This is a genomic window from Clostridium sp. DSM 17811, from assembly GCF_018861905.1.
Classification (GTDB): Bacteria; Bacillota; Clostridia; order Clostridiales; family Clostridiaceae; genus Clostridium_AD; species Clostridium_AD frigoriphilum.
In genome coordinates, this window is the sequence record NZ_JAHLDU010000001.1 from 355,367 (window position 1) to 376,219 (window position 20,853).

Sequence of the window (20,853 nt, forward strand, 5' to 3'; positions counted from 1 at the left end):
TGTAGTTTTATATATTAACTTCAGGGTGGGTGATGAGATATGTTAAGCATAGGTTCTCTTAAGGATAACATTGCACAGATATTAAGTATATTAAAAAAAGATCTAGTTTTTTCGCTAGCTTTAGCACTTTCTATTATAACATCATTCTTTTCCACTCCTAAAATAGAATACATTGATTTTAAAGTTTTATTTACATTATTTAATCTTATGCTCATTGTCAGTGCCTTTAAACATATGAAGGTGCTTGACAAACTAGCTGTAACTTTACTTATTAAATACGATAGTTCTAAAAAAATCTCTTTTATTTTAATATACTTAACTTTTTTTAGCTCTATGCTCATAACCAATGATGTGGCTTTAATAACCTTTGTGCCTTTAGCCCTTATAATAAGTAAACGCGCAAGTATTAGTCCTATGAAATTAGTTATATTTCAAACTTTAGCTGCTAATATTGGTAGTGGCCTTACCCCTATGGGGAATCCACAGAATTTATTTCTTTTTTCCTATTATAGACTAGCAGGTTTTGAATTCTTGAAAACAATGATTCCATTTACACTTTTAGGTATTGTATGGCTTTTTATTCTAAATAATTTCCAAAAGAATAAAAAACTTAAATTTGATTTAGATAACATAATTATTGAAAACAAAATAAAAGTGATGGTTTTTTGTCTTCTATTTATATTTATTATATTATCTGTGTTTAATATAATAAATTACAAATTAGCCTTTATCATTACACTGCTTACAGTGCTAATATTAAATAAAAAACTATTATTAAAAGTAGATTATATTTTATTACTTACATTTGTATGTTTCTTTATATTTATTGGTAATTTATCAAGTTTACCTTTTATAAAATCGCTGGCAAGGAATTTTTTGCAAAATAAAACGACAACTTATTTCTCATCTATTATATTAAGTCAAGTTGTTAGTAACGTGCCATGTTCAATACTACTCGCAAATTTCACTTCGAACTGGAGGGAACTTTTGCTTGGAGTAAATATAGGTGGACTTGGGACACTAGTTGCTTCCTTAGCTAGTGTTATCTCATATAAACTCTACATAAAAAAACGAACTGCAAATGCTCAAAGTAGATATCTCACCTTATTTACATTATATAATTTAATTAGCTTACTAATATTCACCTTTGTACTTTACTTTATTTTTATATTTTAAAGTACCTACTGTAGACAATATTAACATAGTAATTTATACTTATTCTTGTAAAAGCAATAATATTTATATAAAGTATTTACTAAAACCTACATTATATGGGAGGAGGATTTGTCAAAAGTTTAAATATTCCTTTTGATAAAATAAAAAAATGCCAACTAACACTATTTTAAAACCTATTTATAAAAAAATAGCTATTGATATTACTAATAGAATATTATCAGGGGATTTTTGTATAGGAGATAAACTATATGGTCGCTCTTCTCTTGCGAGCGAATATAACGTATCACCAGAAACTATAAGAAGATCCGTAACCCTTTTAAGTGACATGGATATAGTTACCGTTACTAAAGGGAGTGGAATAGTCATAACCTCCGTGGATAATTGCCTAAAGTTTATTGATAAATTCAAAGATATAGATTCAATAAGTTCTATTAAACAAAATATTTTTAACTTACTCGAAAAGAAAAAGGAGTTAGATAAAAGTATAAATTATTCTATTGATGAACTAATAGATTATTCTAGTAGATTTAAAAATAGCAATCCATTTATTCCTTATGAATTTGAAATACAACCTGAAATGGTTATCATAGATAAAACAGTATCTGAATCTAAATTTTGGCAAAGTACAGGTGCAACTATAATCGGTATCAGGCGTGATGATAAATTAATGCTTTCGCCAGGCCCACATTCTACCTTCAAGATCAAAGATATCTTCATAGTAATTTGTGACGAGGGTAGTTATAATAGAATTAAAACTTTTCTTTATGGAAATAAATAAGTAAAAAGGCGATATATTATTAAAATATATCGCCTTTTTCTGCTTGATTTAAAATAGAAACCTAACTTACAAAAAGTTTGTATAAATACACTTTAATAGATAAATAATAATTTAGTAATAATTCTATACAAACTTTTATGAATTCGCACAATCTTTACAAAGTAACAACTTAATGTTACAATAGAGGTTGTTACTTTGTAATAAATTAGGAGGTTTTAACTTGATCGAGTTTAAAAATGTAAGCAAAAGCTTTAATGGTAGAAAAATATTAAAAGATATAAATATTACTATACAAGATGAGGAATTAGTAGTTTTTATAGGACCTAGTGGTTGCGGTAAAACTACAACACTAAAAATGATTAATAAATTAATAACTCCCACTTCTGGTGAAGTTTTAATTAATGGTAAAAAGATTGGAGATCAAAACACCATAAAATTAAGACGTAACATGGGTTATGTTATACAACAAGCAGGTCTACTTCCACATTTAACTATAGGTGATAATATAGCATTAATACCTTCTATAGAAAAAATGGAAAAAGAAATGCTACGAACTAAAGTAATTGAGTTGTTAACACTCGTAGGACTAGATCCCGATATATATATAGATAAATATCCCAATCAGTTAAGTGGAGGTGAGCAACAAAGAGTAGGTGTTGCAAGAGCTTTCGTAATGGATCCTGATGTTATACTCATGGATGAACCCTTTAGTGCCCTGGACCCTATAACAAAAACTCAGCTTCAAGATGAAGTATTTAATATCCAACAAAACTACAAAAAAACTATTATATTTGTAACTCACGATATGGATGAAGCATTAAAGCTTGGTGATAGAATTTGTATTATGGATGGTGGATATGTGGTTCAATTTGATACACCGTCAGAAATATTAAAGAATCCTATTAATGACTTCGTACGTGACTTCGTAGGTAAAAATAGGATATGGAATCAACCTGAATTAATTATGGCAAAAGATATTATGATAGATAAGCCTGTAAAATCAGTTGGAGAACGAACAATACTCCAAGCACTTGAAATAATGAAATCTAACAATGTAGATAGTTTACTTGTTGTAGATAAAAGTAATACGCTAACTGGACTTGTTACATTAAAACAAATTAGAACAACCCTAAGAAAAGATCCAGATAAAACTAAAAGAATAAAAGACTTAATGGAAACTCATCTTATAACCGTAAATCAAGAAGATTCAATAATAAATATATTAGAGGTTATAAAAAAGGAAGATATAAATTTTGTTCCAGTAGTTGATGATAACCATAAGCTAGCAGGCCTTCTTACAAAGAGCAGCCTTTTATCTATATTAAGTAATCAATTCATAGATATGGAGGTAGATGTTAATGAATAGTTTCACTTCATTTTTTAATTTCGTAGTAGAAAGAAAAGCTCAAATAATAGATCTAACTATGCAACATATTCAACTAACTTTATTTTCGATTGTTATTGCTATATTAATTGCTATACCACTTGGTATACTTATAGTTAGATATAGAAAACTTTCGGTTCCTGTAATTGGTGTTACAAATGTAATCCAATCAATACCTAGTCTTGCGTTGCTTGGATTTTTAATACCAGCACTTGGTATTGGTAGTAAACCCGCAATTATAATGGTAGTTATGTATTCTCTTCTACCAATTGTAAAAAATACATTCACAGGACTCACAAATGTCAGCCCTGCACTTATTGAAGCTGCCGATGGTATGGGACTTACAAGCACTCAGGTACTTCTAAAAGTTCGTTTTCCCCTAGCTATGCCAATTATCATGTCAGGTATTAGAATATCTTCAGTTACAGCTGTTGGGCTTATGACTATAGCTGCCTTCATAGGAGCTGGTGGTCTTGGATACTTAGTATTCTCCGGAGTTCAAACTGTCGATAATAACATGATTCTTGCTGGAGCTATCCCTGCTTGTATCCTTGCTATTGTATTAGATTTTGTACTAGGTAAGATAGAAAACATCGTAGTTCCTGAGGGAATAAAAGTTACTCATAGTAAAGGTTCTAAACGCAAAGGTTTATTGGGAAGTAAAAAATTTAAACTTATAACTTCAGGAATTGTACTTTTAGTTATATTATCAACAGTAGCTACAAGTTTTATTAATGATAAAAACAAGATAGTAGTAGGATCTAAGAACTTTAATGAACAATTAGTACTTGGAGATATGGTCTCCTCATTAATTGAAGCTAAAACAAAATACAAAGTTGAAAGAAAATTGAATTTAGGTGGAACTAACGTAGTATTTAGTGCCCTAAAATCAAAAGACGTAGATTTGTATGTAGAGTATACTGGTACCGTTCTTGTAAATATGTTAAAACAACCTACTATGAGCGATCCAGCAAAAGTTTACGATACTGGAAAAGCAGCTTTGGCTAAAAAGTACGGTATAGAAATGTTAAAACCAATAGGATTTAACAATACTTACGTACTTGCAGTAAAAAAAGATTTTGCAAAAAAGAATAACTTAGAAACTATATCCGATTTAGCAAAAATAAGTCCAACAGTAACCGCTGGAGTTACTATGGATTTTGCTAATAGACCAGATGGTTATCTTGGACTTCAAAAGAAATATAATCTAAAATTCAAAAGTGTAAAAGGTATAGATGGTGGACTTAGATATACAGCCCTTAAAAATGGTGAAACCCAGGTTTTAGATGCATTCTCCACTGATGGGTTAATTAAAAAGTTTGATTTAAAACTTTTAAAAGATGATAAAGCTTTCTTCCCACCATATTATGCAGTTTCACTAGTAAACGCAGATACATTGAAAAAATATCCTGAGCTAAAGGGTGTTTTATCAGCCTTAGATGGAAAAATTAACGATGATGAAATGCGAGCTATGAACTTAAAAGTAGATAATGGCGCACAATCTAAAACAGTTGCCGAAGACTTTTTAAGATCAAAACACTTAATTGATTAATTATCTTCTTCGAAGCTATTAAATTATCTCAAAATAAGCTATTAAAATAAAAAAGGCGTGATATATTTTTAAAATATGTCACGCCTTTTTTATTGTTATTATAAAATATTAATTAAAGTTATCTTTAATATTAAAAACATATTTACCTAAAGATGTTTTTATTAAAATCTTATAAAAACAAATACTAAGTATAATTGAAGCTACTGCTATAAATGGTATCATGACCTTAGAACTATATAAACCATGACTAACTAATAATCTTGAAGTTTTACTTACAAAAAGTGGTTCATGGAACAAATATATCGCGAAAGAGTATTTCCCTAAGGTTAATAATATTTTACTATTTTTTAAATATACTGCTATATAATACATTGCAACTACTGCAATAGGAGTTAAAATTAAATTTGTACTTAAATTGCTTATAAGTGGATTTTTTATAAGTGATACTACTGGTAATAAAAACAGATAAAATATAATAGTTATTTTTCTATACTTTTTTCTGATTTTTTTAAAATACAATTGGACTCCTAACTCGTATAAATAAAAGTAATATATAAAATTAATAGGCTGCATATATGGGCTAGAAAGTAGTTTTGTTTTAATTTGAATAACAGTTATTATAATTGCTATGATGTATAAAATAATCAGTCTTATTCTAGAATTTTTTAAAAATTTAATTATAATAGGATAACTGAATACAACAAGCGTGTACATAGGAATATACCATAATTGATACGCAAAATTATCCCCTAAAAATGCATTAAATAGATCCTTTAAACAATTTATAAAAACATAATAAATATTAACAGGATCATGTAGAATTATATTTTCTACACAAAGCTTACCCCACTCAAATAATATCCAACATATACTAACAATAAGAAATGGTTTAATAATCTTAGTAAATTTTTTATATATAAGTTTAGTATATTTTTCATTTTTATCATGCATTTCATATTTGTACCCTGAAATAAATATAAACATTGGAACTGCTACATGGACAACTTTATCTACAAGAGTAAATACAAACCCCACTTGAACATAAGTTTTTAAGTGTAATATACTGAGCAGGAAAAATGCATTGCTATGTATAAGTGTTACAAATAAAATTGCTATCCCACTATATACTTGTAATTCGCTTAAATGTTTCTTCATAAATACACCCCTTAAAGAGTTCCATAAGCTTTTTACTAGCATATGAAAAAGAAAGTTACATATACATTATACTATCAGTTACGACATCTTTCAACTTTTCCCTCTGATCAATTTTTTTTACTTAATGATAATAAACCTTTATTAATTAACTAAAAAAAGTGTCTATAGACACTTTCTTAAAATTATTATATGTTTTTAATATCGTTATCACCTAAGAGACTTTGCCTTTCCGATTGTACCGTTAAGTCCATCCCATAAGTAATTGTGCTCTCCAACTCCATTCTTAAAATCTTTATTTTTCCAACGAGTAAGAAACTCTAAAAGCACTACCTTATCAGGATACCCACTTTTTGAAACATCATTAATTAATTGGTCACACTTAGCATCGGTTATCTCTACCTCTCCCCATATCTTCCCATCCTCCGCCACAATCTTAGTATTTATCATTTTATGCATTGTATTATACAGTACTAGTTCCTTATCACTTATATTTTGTGTATTATGGTTTTGTTTTATTACAACCTGCTTGGTCTCTAACTGCTGCTTTATCTGAACTGCTTGTACAATTTTAGGACTATTCTGTTTATTTAGTTTGTGTTGCGAAATATAAAAGCCTCCTATACCTATTATAATACTCACTAATAATATACTACCTATGCCAATCAACCTACCACGATTGTCAAATAGTTTTTCACATGCATCAATGAATTTACCTCCTATCCTATCTAGTTTCATTAAAAAAACCTCCCTTAAATATTATGTTATGCTACTAACATAATATCATATGTATTTTTTTAGATTATTTGTCAATTTTAAGTATATCACTATTGTATAATTTTTGTAATAATATTCCAATATTGTTTCTTTAAAGTAATATATAATTATAAAAATCATATAAATTTAAGATATAACATAGTAATATATTATAAGGTATGATAACATATATACGTATAGAATTAGGGGGTGGGGGTTATTTTATGATAAATACTTTTAGTGAAACAGTAATAGTACCATACTTGTATTCGTGTACTAACATTGTAACAGCGGTTAATAAGGAATTTCTTGATTTCACAGAATATACACTAAGTGAATTGGTTGGTAAATCCATTAAAGAAGTAGGAAACATGTTAAAATTTAATTTGTATCCTTTGGAATATAAACTAAATAATAAGTACTCCGGTTATATATTCACAAAATTCCTTAACGCACTTGAAGTGGATATATCAATATCCCTCGGCTCTGAGACAAATAGTAAACTATATACTTTTGTTGAGAAACCAAATTCCAGACTTAATGACAAACTAATTTTCGTTGAACAAATGTTTATTGACAACATATCAGGTGTTGCTGTTTACAGTGTTCCCGATTTAATATTACTTAAAGCAAATCAAAAATATCTTAATTTTCCATGCTCTAATTACAATAAACAAGAAAATAGCATTGGAAAACCTATAAGTGAAGTTATAACTGGCTTTGCTGGAACTCCAGCTGAAGTTATTTGCAATTCTGTTCTTATTTCTCAAAAGGCAAGTTATATAAAAGAATTCGAATTTGATAATATAACAAAAGGTAAAACTTATTGGGATTCTACTCAAACACCTATATTTGATAATGGAAGGATGAAATACATATTCCACACTGCTGTTGAAGTTACTCAAAGGGTTCTCAAAAATCAAAATATAGAAAGACAAAATAGAATAATCAGCCATCAAAATGAATGCCTAGAACATGAAGAAGCTATTAAAAGGCGTTTTAATATTTTAAAAAGAGTGATAAATACCTTTGATTTACCTGTTGTTAGATTATCCTGTCCTGATTTAAAAATTATCGCTATTAATAAGAAGGCCCTTAATACTATTAAATTGATTAAGCCTGGATTTGTAACCAACACGAATGTAAAAAACAATACGATGAATTTTTTATTAGGATTGCTTCGAACAACCGAATATAATAGCCGCATCAGTGGAGTGTTAAAGGAAAAGAAAACTAAATATTTAAATAAACAACACTATGTTATAAATGGAAGTGAATTATATTTTAATATTATATTCGAACCTGTACTTGAAGTAAATGGCGAAATACAAGAAATTTTAATTCTAGTAATAGATGTTACTCCTGAAATTAAGTCTAATATAAATATGAAAGAAGCATTGAAATCACAAGGAGAATTTCTTGTTAATATATCCCACGAACTTAAGACACCACTAAATGTTATATTTGCAACAGCTCAGTTATTTAATGTGTATTGCGAAAGTGGCTCCCTTGATGAAAATAAAGACTCAATCATTAAATATATAGGTTCAATCAAACAAAACTCCTATAGATTATCTAAAATGATTAATAATATAGTTGATTTATCAAAAATCGAAGCAGGCTTCTTTAAACTTAACCTATCAAATAACGATATAGTTAAATTCGTAGAAGATATAGTGCTATCTGTAACTAATTTCACTGACAGCAAAGGATTAAATATTATCTTTGATACTAATACAGAAGAAAAGATAATTGCTTGCGACCCAGAAAAAATAGAAAGAGTAGTATTAAATCTTATATCAAATGCTATAAAATTTTCAGACGCAGGTAATGAAATATTAGTAACTGTTAATGACAAAAATGAATTTGTTGAAATATCAGTAAAAGACAATGGAATTGGAATTGAAAAAAAGTACTTAGATATGATCTTTGATAGATTTAAGCAGGTAGATAAATCTTTATCAAGAAATGCAGAAGGTACAGGCATAGGCCTAAGTCTAGTTAAATCTATCGTTGAATTACACGGTGGTACTATAACAGTCGAGAGTCAGTATGGTACGGGAAGCAAGTTTACCGTTAGTCTTCCTTCCGGAAAGGTCTCTAATGAAAATAAAATATACAATAGTGAAGTACGTGGTAAAGATCAAAGTATCAGAGTTGAACTTTCTGATGTTTATTCATAATTTTCAAATTATAAAGGAGTAAAAAACAAGCATCCTCATGCTTGTTTTTTACTTTTCTATTTAGCCATTTTTAATATTGCTTCATTTCCTTTAGTAGTAATTTTCCAAATTATTATATCGCTTTTTGAACTACAGCAACCTGACTTTTTAGTAGCATTTCCACAATCACATGAGCCAGAGCAAGACACCATATCTTCCTTCTCAATATATCCCTTCCTCTCAAGTTGCATTAGCATCTGTTCAACCATTCCTTCATCTACGCCAAGTTCTCTAGCCATTATTTTATTAGAATATCTGTCACCTTGAGCCAACCTTTTAAGTACCTTCATTAACATTGTACATTCCTCCGTTACATATAAATCCATATATTCTATTTTTTTATATTACATTTAAATAACCGGTTGTCGACTACACCCAAGTTCTTTTGCACATTCATGTATTTTCTTTTCCATGTGTATCCATGAACGTTTGGAATATACCACTTTAACATTAGATCTTCTTGATTCTTCTTTAACAATCTTTGTTAACTGGTGCCCTACAAAATCTACCAAAACCATTACTAAATCTATGTGACCTGGTAATCTAAAATTTTTAGCATCCTTTTTTCTACCGGTTATATGCTCTATATCATTAAATCCATTCTGTATTAACTTTTCAGTAATATTGCCAAGTTTATCTCCACCTACTAGTAATATGCACATAGTTTCACCTCCCTTTGTATTTATAACCATGATATTGATTTTCATTATCATCGATTTATTATTTAAAACCTAAAAGCGTTCCTATTTGGAATACTAAAACTGCTCCTACCCATCCAATAAGGCAACTTACAACTGCTGATACTACAGCCCATTTTGTTGAGTTAGTTTCCTTTTTAATTGTTCCTATAGTTGCAACGCAAGGTACATATAAGAGGGTCATTACCATAAACGATAGTGCTGTAAGCGGTGTAAACGCCTGTTGAATAGCTCCTATAAGATGTGGTCCCTCAGCTACCCCATATATAGTTCCAAGGGTTCCTATTACTGCTTCCTTAGCTGCAAAGCCGGTAATAAGTGCTACTCCTGACTGCCAATTTCCAAAACCTGCTGGTGCAAATACCGGAGCTATAAATGTACCTATTATACCAAGTATGCTGTGCTGACTTCCAGCCTCAACTCCAAATGGTAAATTTGAAAGCGCCCAAACAATCACAACTACTCCTAAAATAATTGTACCTGCTCTTGTTAAAAAATGCTGTGACTTTTCCCACATATGAACAAATATACTTTTAGCTGTTGGTAATCGATATGGAGGTAATTCCATTATAAAATAAGATGTGTCTCCTTTGAATACTTTTTTACTATAAAATTTACCCATGAGTATTGCAACTACAATTCCTAAAACATATAGTAAAAATATTATTAATCCACCTTCATTAAAAATTCCAACTTTCTTATCTGCAAAGAATGCAGCAACAAATACTCCATAAACTACAAGTCTTGCTGGACATGACATAAACGGACTAATTAGTATAGCTATCATTCTATCTTTCTTACTTTCTAAAGTTCTTGTAGACATTATTCCAGACACCGCACATCCACTACTTAATATTAAAGCAATAGCAGTTTTACCGTGAAGTCCTACTGAACTCATAAGTTTATCCATTACATATGCAGCTCTTGACATATAACCACTATCTTCAAGTAAAGACATAAGAAAATACATGGTAAGAATCATTGGCATGAATACAATTACTGATCCAACGCCACCTATTAGTCCATCTGTTACAAAAGATACTAAAAGTTTAGGTGCACCAATACTCGCTAATGTACTTCCTAAAAATTGTCCTAATGCATCCATACCATCGCCAAGTATTCCACCTAGAAATCCATTACCAAAACTTATTGAAATTTGATACATAAAAAACATTATAAGTCCGAATATTGGAATTCCAAGCCATTTATTTGTAACTATCTTATCTATTTTATCAGATGTAGTTTCTTCTGTAATTTCCTCTTTTTTAACACAATTTTTTGTTGCATCACTTATTGCTTCATATCTTTTATCAATTATAAAAGTATCAGGTTCATAACCTATTGCTGATATTAACCTCTCTATGCTTTTTCCTACTTTATTATTTATCTTTTCGCCATCTTCTTGTGCACTTATGTATTTCATTATATATTCATCATTTTCTAGAAGCCTAAGTGCTGCCCATTCAGCAGGATATTCCAAAGTTGCCGCGTTTTGTGACATAGCTTCCTTAATTGATCCAATTTCTTTTTCAATATCTTTACCATAATCAACTTTATACACACTACTTTTATCTTTCTCACTTAATTTTATTGCTTCCCTCATTAGTTCCTTTATACCTTCCCCTCTAGGAGCTACTGTAGGTATAATAGTTAAATTTAATTGTTTTGATAGTTCTTTAACGTTTATTTGTATATTTTTTTTCTTAGCCTCATCCGCCATATTAAGTGCCAATATAACCTTAGCACCTGTTTCTAATAGTTGCATTGTAAGATACAGGTTTCTTTCAAGATTAGTAGAATCAATTACATTAATAACTACATCAGGCTTGTCTTTTAATATGAAATTACAAGCTACTACTTCATCCTCTGAATATGCCCCCAGACTATAGGTACCCGGCAAATCTACTACCGTTAAATTTCTGCCTTCAAATTTAAGGGTTCCCTCTTTCTTCTCAACTGTAACACCAGGCCAGTTACCTACATGTTGTTTTGCACCAGTTAATTCATTAAACATACTAGTTTTACCACAATTAGGATTACCAGCTAATGCTATTACTAAATCTTTACTCATATTTCCCCCCCATGATTTTTATTCTTTAAACTTCACTTACCATAACTTTCTGTGCCATACCGCGAGCAAGTACTAAACGTGTTTCTCCTACCTTTACTATTAAAGGACCATTGTCATTTTTCATAATTTTTATTATAGCCCCCGTACTCATTCCCATCTCCATAATTTTCTTACGTAGCGATTCTCCGCCTTGCACTGAATTAATCTCTGCAAGTTTCCCTATTCCAATAAAATTAAGTGGCATACTTGTCATTTCGGCCTCCATTATTATTTATTTAGGACTAACAATCAAAAATGGTGCTATTAAATTAATTCAACCATGATATCTTTTGCCTCATTTTTTCTAAGACTTAGTTTGTATCCTCTAACTTGTATCTCTATAGGATCTCCCATAGGAGCTTTACCTTCAACAACTATCTGGACACCTATTGTAATTCCCATGTCCATAATTCTTCTTCGTATTGTACTCCCTTGTACTATTCTCACAACTTTAACCCTAGATTTTAAATCAACTTTGTCTAGTCCTATTAGGTTTTCCATAGAATCACTCCTCATAAATATTATAGTTAATATTGAAACTCATTATCAATACATCTTTAAAAAAATATACCCAATTTTCATATAATATAGATAGTCACTTGAGATTCATTATCATCTTACTACATTATGGTGTATCTGTAAACATATAATTTCTTAAAATTAATTAATATATACAAAAAAAGTGAATATCTTTAAGATATTCACTCCACTTTAAACTACTCTATCGCTACAAATTATATTATCTAAGGATTCTTTTGATGTTGCTACTGCATATTCTTTGCATAACAATGCTCTAATATATCCACGCTCATTATTCGTTGACTCTATATAGAAGCATCTTCCATAATAAAATCTAATAAGTGAAAACATTCTAGATGCAGTATGGAGATATAAACTTGTAACTCCTTGCTCCATCATTGAAATATCAACTGCATTCATTAATATTTTACCAATGCCATTATTTTGATGTAACGACGAAACCCCAAATCTACTTAAATAAGCACTATGATCAGGTTTTACCTCTATTCGTACGCTACCTATAACTTCCTCATTAGATAGAGCTACAAAAACATTAGTAGTTTCTATCGCTTTTAATACATCATCATATGATTCCTCAAAAGGTGCTACCAATCCCGTAATTCCTGCATTCTCGGCATACAACTTAAACGACTTTTTTGCTAGTAACCTTATTTCTTCAATGTCGCTAGTAACTGCTTTTCTAACTTCAAAGAACATTTTTTCCATGTATCTACCCCCATATCATATTATTTCCGTAAGTAATATTATACATAATTGCATATATAAAACAAGTTATATTTCGAAGAGAATTGTTAAATGTAATTACACAAAGTTTAAGGCGCCATGGCAATAATTTCGAGTCCAGTGGTTTCAGGTATTCCGAACATAATATTCATATTTTGTACAGCTTGACCTGCAGAACCTTTAACTAAATTATCTATAGCAGATATTATTATTACCCTATTTGTGCGCTTATCCACCCTGATTCCAATATGACATATATTAGATCCTCTTACCCATCTTGTTTCAGGTAATCCATCAATAATTTTCACAAAAAATTCATCCTTATAAAAATTTCTATATAAAGATATAATATCTTGCTCAGTTATATCTTTCGTGAGTTTTGCATAACAAGTTGATAATATTCCACGGTTCATTGGCACTAAATGAGGAGTAAAACATATCGTTACATCATTTCCAGATGCCTTGCTAAGTTCTTGCTCAATCTCTGGGGTATGTCTATGCGTAGTAACTGCATAAGCTTTAATTGATTCATTACATTCGGTATAAAGCGAGGCAACATTTGCAGCTCTACCTGCACCAGATACCCCTGATTTAGCATCAACTATGATTGAGCTTGTGTCTATCATGTCGCTATTTAACATCGGTGTGAGTGCTAATATAGTGGCTGTTGGATAACAACCTGGGTTAGCTAATAAATCGCACTTTTTTATAGCTTCTCTATTTAATTCACAAAGGCCATAAACTGCATCTTTTAGCAGACCTTCACTTTCATGTTTAACTTTATACCATTTCTCATAAACATCTTTTGATTTTAATCTATAGTCCGCACCTAAATCTATTACTTTTACGCCAAGAGCTAGTGCTTTCTGTGTTATTTCAAATGATTTGCCATGTGGCATAGCAATAAAGAGAACATTTATATCTGATAACTTACTTATCGCTGTCTCCATATCAACACATATATCATCTATATAACTATAGAAGTTACTATATATTTCACTATAAGTAATATCTGCATATTTATGTGAAGAATAAAACTCTACGTCGACATTGGGATGCTTGTATAAAAACCATGCTAACTGTTCACCTGCATAGCCAGTGGACCCTATTATACCTGCTTTTATCATATTGAATCGCCTCGCCTCTAAAATTTATTAATAAAGATTATTATACAATAGAGTTATAAAAAAATCAACAATAACATGAATATTTATTCATGTTATTGTATATTTATTCAGATTTATATTATAAATCGAGATAAAAAATGGCCCTCTTAGCTATTAACTACATAACCAAAAGGGCTTATTACTATTTTTCAATTATTTCTTCAATTGACTTTTCAACTAACTTCTTAATTTTAACTTTGTTAATTCTTTTACTATCACATTCTAATATAATAAATTCAAAATTTTCATAAATAATTTTATCATTCACTCGTGGGTATGAGCTTAGTTGTGAATAAACCCATCCGCCAATTGTATCAATGTTTTCTTCCTCTATATCTATACTTAACAGTTCGACAATATCCTCAATAAGAACTTTTCCATCTACACTGTAGCCACCATCTTCTGTTTTAATAACCTCATTAACCTCTTCATCAAACTCATCTTGGATCTCTCCAACTATTTCTTCTAAAATATCTTCAATAGTTAAAAGTCCAGATGTTCCACCATATTCATCAATAATTATAGCCATTTGTACCTTATCTTTCTTAAATACTTTTAATAATTCACTTATTGATAATGATTCTGGTACAAATTTAATTTCACGGATAACATCCTCTATCTTTTGGCTATTCCCTTCAATTTTCTGCTTATACAAATCCTTAATATGTACAAATCCAACAACATTATCTTTACTATCACGACATACTGGATATCTCGTTAGCTGTTCATCTAAAGTAAATGCTATAATATCCTCAAAAGAATCTTCGAGGTAAATACATTCCATATCAGTTCGAGGTATCATTATTTCTTTTACTGTTTTCTCTGAAAAATCAAAAATATTATCTATAAAAGTTAATTCAGTTTTATCTATTAATCCATGATTATAACTTTCTTCAACTAATAACTTTATTTCCTCATCAGTATGCGCTATGTCATGTTCATCAACTAGTGATACACCAAACATCTTTAAAACTAAACTAGTACTATGGTTAAAAGCCCACATTATTGGAAAGGTTATATTATAAAACCAAACCAGTGGTAACGCTGTATACATTGCTATCTTCTCTGTATTTATAATTGCGAGTGACTTTGGTACTAACTCCCCAAGTACTATATGAAATCCAGTTATAAGTGAAAATCCTAAGATAAACGAAATTGAGTGCACAGCGGCTTCTGGCAGATCCATTAAGTTAAATAACGGCGTGAGCATTGCAGCTACTGCAGGTTCTCCTATCCATCCAAGCCCTAGTGATGCTAGCGTTATTCCTAGCTGACATGCAGATAGATACGAGTTCAAATCTTTTACAACCTTTAAAGTGTATTTTACATTTTGAGCTCCATCAAGTACTAATGTTTCTATCCTAGATTTTCTAACCTTTACCATTGCAAATTCTGTGGCAACGAAAAAAGCATTCATAAATACCAGTAAAAATACGATAACAATGTTTATAAAAATAGTCACTTTGATAACTCCTTCCAAGTCAACACATACACTTAGTATTATCCATACTTAGTATATTATAATCATAACATACTTTCCTAATTATATAATACCATATTTATCTACGAATTCAAATTTTCTTCATATAAAAAGTGTTATAATTTGCTCCACTTTAAATTACCCTACTTTACTAAAAGTAGGGTAATTCTTATATACATATTTTAATTTTTTCTATTCTTCGTTCGCGAACTTCCTCTATTCTAAATATTACATCTCCATATTCAACAGTTCTTTCCTCATTTATCTTTGGAATACATCCCATAAGATTAATTAAAAAGCCTCCTATTGTATTATAATCTTTGGAAACTAAATTTAAATCTAAATGCTCATTTAAATCATCTAAAGAAAGTAATCCACTTACTATATAAGTATTATTATCAACCTTCTTTATTTCTGGTTCCTCGTGATCATATTCATCTTCAATATTACCCATGATTTCTTCTGTAATGTCTTCAGTTGTAACTACCCCTGAAAATCCTCCATACTCATCTATAAGCATCGCAATATGATTTTTAGAACTTTTCAATTCTTTAAATAATTCATCTATATTTTTATTTTCCTGAACAAAATAAGGTGAATGTAATATATTCTTAATATTTACATTTTCAAAACCATTTTTTCTTGCCTCTATCATAAAATCCTTCATATGAAGTATTCCTACGATATTATCAACATCACCCTCAAATACTGGCACTCTTGAATGACGCTCGATTAATAACTCATCTAAATACTCTGTAATAGGGTCATTTATATCAATCATATATACGTCAGTTCTTGGAGTCATAACTTCTCTTGCCAATTTGTCATCAAATTCAATGATGTTATTTATCATTTCTTTTTCTGTTTCATTAATAATGCCATGTTCCTGACCTACTTCTATAAGTGATTTTATCTCTTCCTTCGATAGCTTTTCCTCTTTGCTATCATGACCAAGACCAGTAATTTTCACTAAAATATTGGTAGATACTGTTAGTAAACTCACAAACGGTGTAACTAATTTAGATATATACATAATAGGTACTACCGAAAACATTGCAATAGCCTGAGAGTTCTGAAGCGCAATACGTTTTGGAAACAATTCTCCAAATACAAGTGTTATATAAGCAAGTCCAATTGTTATAACAACTAGAGCAACTCCTTCACTATAAGGTACACTTATATTACTCAAAATGAGTGATAGTTTACCTGTTATCGCGGTAGCCACATAAGCACTTAAAAAAAATCCTGCAAACGTAATACCCACCTGAACAGTCGATAAAAATTTTGTTGGCTTTTCTATAAGTCTTGATAATAGTATCGCCTTTTTATTACCTTCCTCTGCTAAATGTTTAATTTTGTTCTTGTTCAAAGATACTATTGCCATCTCTGCAGATGCAAAAAACGCATTTATCAGTGTTAAAATAACAATTAATATTAATTGCACCACTATATTGCTGTTAGGCATGGGCGCGGGTTCTGATTCCATTAAAAATTCCTCCTCTAAAATAAAAGCTTTTCATAGTATCATGATAACACAAAATTTAATGCTTTGATTAATATTATAAAAATAATTTTATATTTCTACATAATTAAATAGGAACCAATTTACAGCTAGTTCCTATTTAATCATGTATTTAATTTAAAATACTAATAATATATTATTTTATTAAATTTATCTTTTCCCAGCAATTTTATCAACAAGAAATACTATTACAGCAAGTACAAGCAACATATGTATCAATCCGCCACCAATCTTAAGTATAAACCCTACAACCCAAAAGAATACAACTATTCCACCTATCCAACGTAAAAGTCCCATATAAAACACCACCCTTCATATATGCCTGTTTACTAGTTATCCTTAAATGTTTAATGATTATATCAAGAAACCAGTATATTTGCAATACTACTTCTGCCTATTTTCCCTATTTTTCAAGCTTTTAACAATTATTAATTTGTTACAAGTCCTAAAATTTTTACAGAACCTTTCTTAATTATATTGGATATCTCAATCCTAATCTTATGATTCCCTCTCAAATTATAAGCTATTAAATCAGAATAGCTAACCTGGAATGTTGAATTAGTGTTAATTTCTTTTATAAAGTTATCATCTATAAATACTTTGAATTTTCCACCCTTTGGTTTTCGGAGGAAATGTATAATTGCTAAACTCTTAGTTGTATTAAAAGTTAAATTTTCCGAAACCTTATTTCCAATAAATCCATTTTCTATAGTAAACCCATTATTTAAATCCGGCGAATTATCAAAAACAAAATCAGTTAATTTTTTAGTATTATTGTATAATACGCTATAATCGATATCTGTTTTTTTATTAGATAGGTAATTATTATTTATAACCTTTTCAATTGTTTTAGCATAATAAACATAACCTTTGCCATTAGGGTGTACCAAATCATTAGATAAATAAGAATAGAGCTTTCCTGAATTATTAAATGCCCCCACTGTATCAGCGTACTGAAGATTATAATGCTCCGCTAAATCCTCTATAACATTTGAATAATCATTATACTGTCTAAATGAGCTTTCTATAATTGGTATTATTTCTATATTAGGATTTAATTTTTTAAGTTTAATTATAATACTCTCATAAAACATTCTGAATTGTTTTGGTTTTATATTATATTGGTCATTTTGCCCTAAACATATAAATACCACATCATATTGTTTTGTAAGTTTAGCATTGTTTAGCTCAACCCAAGCACGTACTCCTGTTGTACTTCCTCCCGTAATAGGGTCAGTTGTTATTGTTGATCTATACTTTTTCTGCACATCTTTTATTACTACATTAATCCACTTCTCATGGGAATTAGACGTACCGGTACTTTGAGCTATGCTGTCTCCTACTATCAAAGCATTTATATCCTTCTTTTGATGTAGTTTCTGATAAAAATTCAAATCTGAAATCCTGCCTGCCTCACCTCGTTTTATTTCCGTTTGCTTCTGAGCTAAAACCAAATTTTCTTTTGCATTTGTCTTGTTACGAATAATCACCACCACAGAAATAAAGCTCACTACCACAACCAAAAACATACACGAAACCACTATATTCTTTTTCATGTAAAATCACCCCTTAAATACTAAATAGTCATAAATTAATTAGTTCATAATAAAAATAACCACCCAAACGCATAAATATGCATTTGGGCGGTTATTCTAACTTAACCATTGAAAAGTAATCTAGAAGCTAGACAGCTTGATCATCCTCGCCACCGGTTTTTTTATAAGTAGGAACAATGTCTTTAATTTTACTAGTTAATGCATCAACATCATTTGCCTCAATAATTACCGCAAGCTCCTTCATTCTTTCTTTCATTACTCCTAAATCACTAAAGGTAGGTTTACCAATAAAAATCTTCGCATGTTTAGTATTAGTAAGTCCTTCTTCACTCATTAGCAGTTCTTCATAAAGTTTTTCACCCGGACGTAGCCCCGTAACTTCAATTTTAATATCTTTATTAGGCTCAAAGCCTGAAAGTTTTATTAAATCCCAAGCTAAATCATATATTTTAACAGGCTTTCCCATGTCTAAAACAAAGATTTCTCCCCCCTGAGCATAAGCACCTGATTGAAGCACTAATTGTGCAGCCTCTGGGATAGTCATAAAGAATCTTGTTATATATTTATTAGTAAGTGTAACTGGGCCACCATGAGCTATTTGGTTTTTAAATAATGGTATAACCGATCCATTACTTCCTAGAACATTACCAAATCGCACTGCTACGAAATGTGTTTTACTTATCTTATCCATAGATTGTATAATCATCTCACACATTCTCTTTGTAGCACCCATAACATTAGTTGGATTTACTGCTTTATCTGTTGATATCATCACAAATCTTTCAACATTAAACCTATGAGCACACTCTGCTACATTATAAGTTCCAAACACATTGTTTTTTATTGCTTCCATAGGACTTTCTTCCATTAGTGGAACATGTTTATGCGCCGCCGCATGGAAAACTATATCCGGTGAATATGTTGTAAAAACATCCTCAAGTCTTTTTTTATCTCGAACAGATCCTATAAGTACCTTTAAATCTAATTTTGGGTATTTATACTTAAGTTCAATTTGCAAATCATAAGCATTGTTCTCATATATATCAAAAACAATTAATTGTTTAGGTGCAAATTTTATAATTTGACGACATAATTCAGAACCAATAGACCCTCCGCCACCTGTTACTAAGATTGTTTTGTTTTGAATATAACTTGCAATACCCTCTGTATCAAGTACTACTGCTTTACGTCCTAGTAAATCCTCAATGTCTACTTTTCTAATTTGACTTAAGGAAACTTTCCCATTTATTATTTCATACATACCTGGAATAATTTCTATTTTACATTTTGTTTTTTTACATATTTCTAGTATTTGTTGTTTATCATCGTCTTCTATAGTTGGAATGGCTATAAGAATAGTTTCTATCTCTTTAGATTTTGCGATAGAAATTATATCTTTCCTATTTCCTAAAACCTTTACTCCCAAAATGTTTTTCCCTTTTTTATAAGGTTCATCATCAATTACAGCTATAGGCGTATAATTAGCTTGGCTGCTGCTTTTCATTTCTTTTATAACCATAGCTGCAGCTGCCCCAGCACCAATTATCATTACTCTATTTCTATCATTCTTACTGACATTGCAATTAATAATACCCGTAAATCTTTCATAGACTCTAAATGACATCCTAAACCCAAGTATAAAAAGAATACTAAAAGCACAAGCTAATATACTTACTCCATATGTAAATGGATGGCCGATAATTCTAACAAATGCAATTGTTAGAATATCTGCAGCAATACACCCGCCAATAGCTAACATAAATTCATCTACACTTGCATAACTCCAAAGACTTTCATATAGTTTGAATAGATAAAAACATGTTATGTAAATAACTGTTACTATTATTGCTATCTCTTTATAATCATTTGAATAAAACTTAAAATTTCTATAGTTATACCTAAAATAGAAAGCTAATATATATGCTAAGTTTATTAAAACTGCATCGCTTAGTATTAGTATCGGCTTTTTCCATTTTCCTAAAGCTTTCACAATACACACCTCTTCTTTATGTTTCTCAAAATTTATTCTCATAATATT

Annotated in this window: 19 protein-coding genes; 5 read left to right on the forward strand and 14 right to left on the reverse strand. The window is 30.0% G+C overall.

Going from position 1 to position 20,853, the window contains the following annotated elements:
• The first annotated feature begins 39 nt into the window (after nt 1-39).
• The 4 genes from KPL44_RS01680 to KPL44_RS01695 all read left to right on the forward strand — a co-directional run bounded on the left by KPL44_RS01680 (nt 40) and on the right by KPL44_RS01695 (nt 4,890).
• Nucleotides 40-1,176, forward strand: coding sequence for an SLC13 family permease (locus KPL44_RS01680; protein ID WP_216246814.1), 1,137 nt, complete (start codon nt 40-42; stop codon nt 1,174-1,176).
• A 148-nt stretch (nt 1,177-1,324) separates the two neighbouring features.
• On the forward strand, nt 1,325-1,954 hold the full coding sequence (locus KPL44_RS01685; protein WP_216246816.1) for a TrkA C-terminal domain-containing protein: 630 nt from the start codon (nt 1,325-1,327) through the stop codon (nt 1,952-1,954).
• Nucleotides 1,955-2,174: 220 nt separating this feature from the next.
• Entirely contained in the window at nt 2,175-3,320 is a 1,146-nt protein-coding gene (locus KPL44_RS01690) for an ABC transporter ATP-binding protein (RefSeq protein WP_216246817.1), read from the forward strand.
• Nucleotides 3,313-4,890: an ABC transporter permease/substrate-binding protein gene (locus KPL44_RS01695; protein WP_216246819.1), complete on the forward strand. Its 1,578-nt coding sequence runs from the start codon at nt 3,313-3,315 to the stop codon at nt 4,888-4,890. Before KPL44_RS01690 ends, KPL44_RS01695 begins: the two co-directional genes overlap by 8 nt.
• Nucleotides 4,891-4,998: 108 nt before the next feature.
• On the opposite strand, the gene KPL44_RS01700 is transcribed toward KPL44_RS01695, so the two are convergent.
• Together KPL44_RS01700 and KPL44_RS01705 are read right to left on the reverse strand one after the other, a co-directional pair.
• Nucleotides 4,999-6,045, reverse strand: a complete 1,047-nt coding sequence (locus KPL44_RS01700; RefSeq protein WP_216246825.1) for an acyltransferase family protein — start codon at nt 6,043-6,045, stop codon at nt 4,999-5,001.
• Nucleotides 6,046-6,252: 207 nt separating this feature from the next.
• Complete coding sequence (locus KPL44_RS01705) at nt 6,253-6,780, reverse strand: DUF6241 domain-containing protein (protein ID WP_216246826.1); 528 nt, start codon at nt 6,778-6,780, stop codon at nt 6,253-6,255.
• Between the two features lie 242 nt (nt 6,781-7,022).
• Here KPL44_RS01705 and KPL44_RS01710 point away from each other — a divergent pair, with 242 nt between their 5' ends.
• A complete protein-coding gene (locus KPL44_RS01710) occupies nt 7,023-8,981 on the forward strand; it encodes a PAS domain-containing sensor histidine kinase (protein WP_253201576.1) in 1,959 nt (652 codons plus the stop codon).
• A 56-nt stretch (nt 8,982-9,037) separates the two neighbouring features.
• Here KPL44_RS01710 and KPL44_RS01715 read toward each other — a convergent pair whose 3' ends face one another.
• From KPL44_RS01715 to KPL44_RS01770, 12 genes are all read right to left on the reverse strand, one after another.
• Nucleotides 9,038-9,316: a FeoC-like transcriptional regulator gene (locus tag KPL44_RS01715; protein ID WP_216246827.1), complete on the reverse strand. Its 279-nt coding sequence runs from the start codon at nt 9,314-9,316 to the stop codon at nt 9,038-9,040.
• A 54-nt stretch (nt 9,317-9,370) separates the two neighbouring features.
• Complete coding sequence (locus tag KPL44_RS01720) at nt 9,371-9,682, reverse strand: DUF2325 domain-containing protein (protein WP_216246828.1); 312 nt, start codon at nt 9,680-9,682, stop codon at nt 9,371-9,373.
• Nucleotides 9,683-9,740: 58 nt separating this feature from the next.
• The gene (feoB, locus tag KPL44_RS01725) at nt 9,741-11,789 is read right to left on the reverse strand and encodes a ferrous iron transport protein B (protein ID WP_216246829.1); all 2,049 of its coding nucleotides are present in this window, start codon (nt 11,787-11,789) and stop codon (nt 9,741-9,743) included.
• 25 nt (nt 11,790-11,814) lie between these two features.
• A complete protein-coding gene (locus KPL44_RS01730; RefSeq protein WP_216246830.1) occupies nt 11,815-12,042 on the reverse strand; it encodes a FeoA family protein in 228 nt (75 codons plus the stop codon).
• Nucleotides 12,043-12,092: 50 nt separating this feature from the next.
• Nucleotides 12,093-12,329, reverse strand: a complete 237-nt coding sequence (locus KPL44_RS01735; protein WP_216246832.1) for a FeoA family protein — start codon at nt 12,327-12,329, stop codon at nt 12,093-12,095.
• 210 nt (nt 12,330-12,539) lie between these two features.
• Nucleotides 12,540-13,073, reverse strand: coding sequence for a GNAT family N-acetyltransferase (locus KPL44_RS01740; RefSeq protein ID WP_216246833.1), 534 nt, complete (start codon nt 13,071-13,073; stop codon nt 12,540-12,542).
• 107 nt (nt 13,074-13,180) lie between these two features.
• Complete coding sequence (gene argC, locus KPL44_RS01745; RefSeq protein ID WP_216246835.1) at nt 13,181-14,218, reverse strand: N-acetyl-gamma-glutamyl-phosphate reductase; 1,038 nt, start codon at nt 14,216-14,218, stop codon at nt 13,181-13,183.
• Between the two features lie 181 nt (nt 14,219-14,399).
• Nucleotides 14,400-15,719, reverse strand: coding sequence for a hemolysin family protein (locus KPL44_RS01750; protein ID WP_216246837.1), 1,320 nt, complete (start codon nt 15,717-15,719; stop codon nt 14,400-14,402).
• Nucleotides 15,720-15,906: 187 nt separating this feature from the next.
• Nucleotides 15,907-17,223, reverse strand: coding sequence for a hemolysin family protein (locus tag KPL44_RS01755; protein ID WP_216246839.1), 1,317 nt, complete (start codon nt 17,221-17,223; stop codon nt 15,907-15,909).
• Between the two features lie 186 nt (nt 17,224-17,409).
• The gene (locus KPL44_RS01760; RefSeq protein WP_216246840.1) at nt 17,410-17,556 is read right to left on the reverse strand and encodes a lmo0937 family membrane protein; all 147 of its coding nucleotides are present in this window, start codon (nt 17,554-17,556) and stop codon (nt 17,410-17,412) included.
• Nucleotides 17,557-17,687: 131 nt separating this feature from the next.
• Nucleotides 17,688-18,815: an SGNH/GDSL hydrolase family protein gene (locus KPL44_RS01765; RefSeq protein ID WP_216246842.1), complete on the reverse strand. Its 1,128-nt coding sequence runs from the start codon at nt 18,813-18,815 to the stop codon at nt 17,688-17,690.
• A 127-nt stretch (nt 18,816-18,942) separates the two neighbouring features.
• Nucleotides 18,943-20,847: a nucleoside-diphosphate sugar epimerase/dehydratase gene (locus tag KPL44_RS01770; RefSeq protein ID WP_216246844.1), complete on the reverse strand. Its 1,905-nt coding sequence runs from the start codon at nt 20,845-20,847 to the stop codon at nt 18,943-18,945.
• Nucleotides 20,848-20,853: the final 6 nt, after the last annotated feature.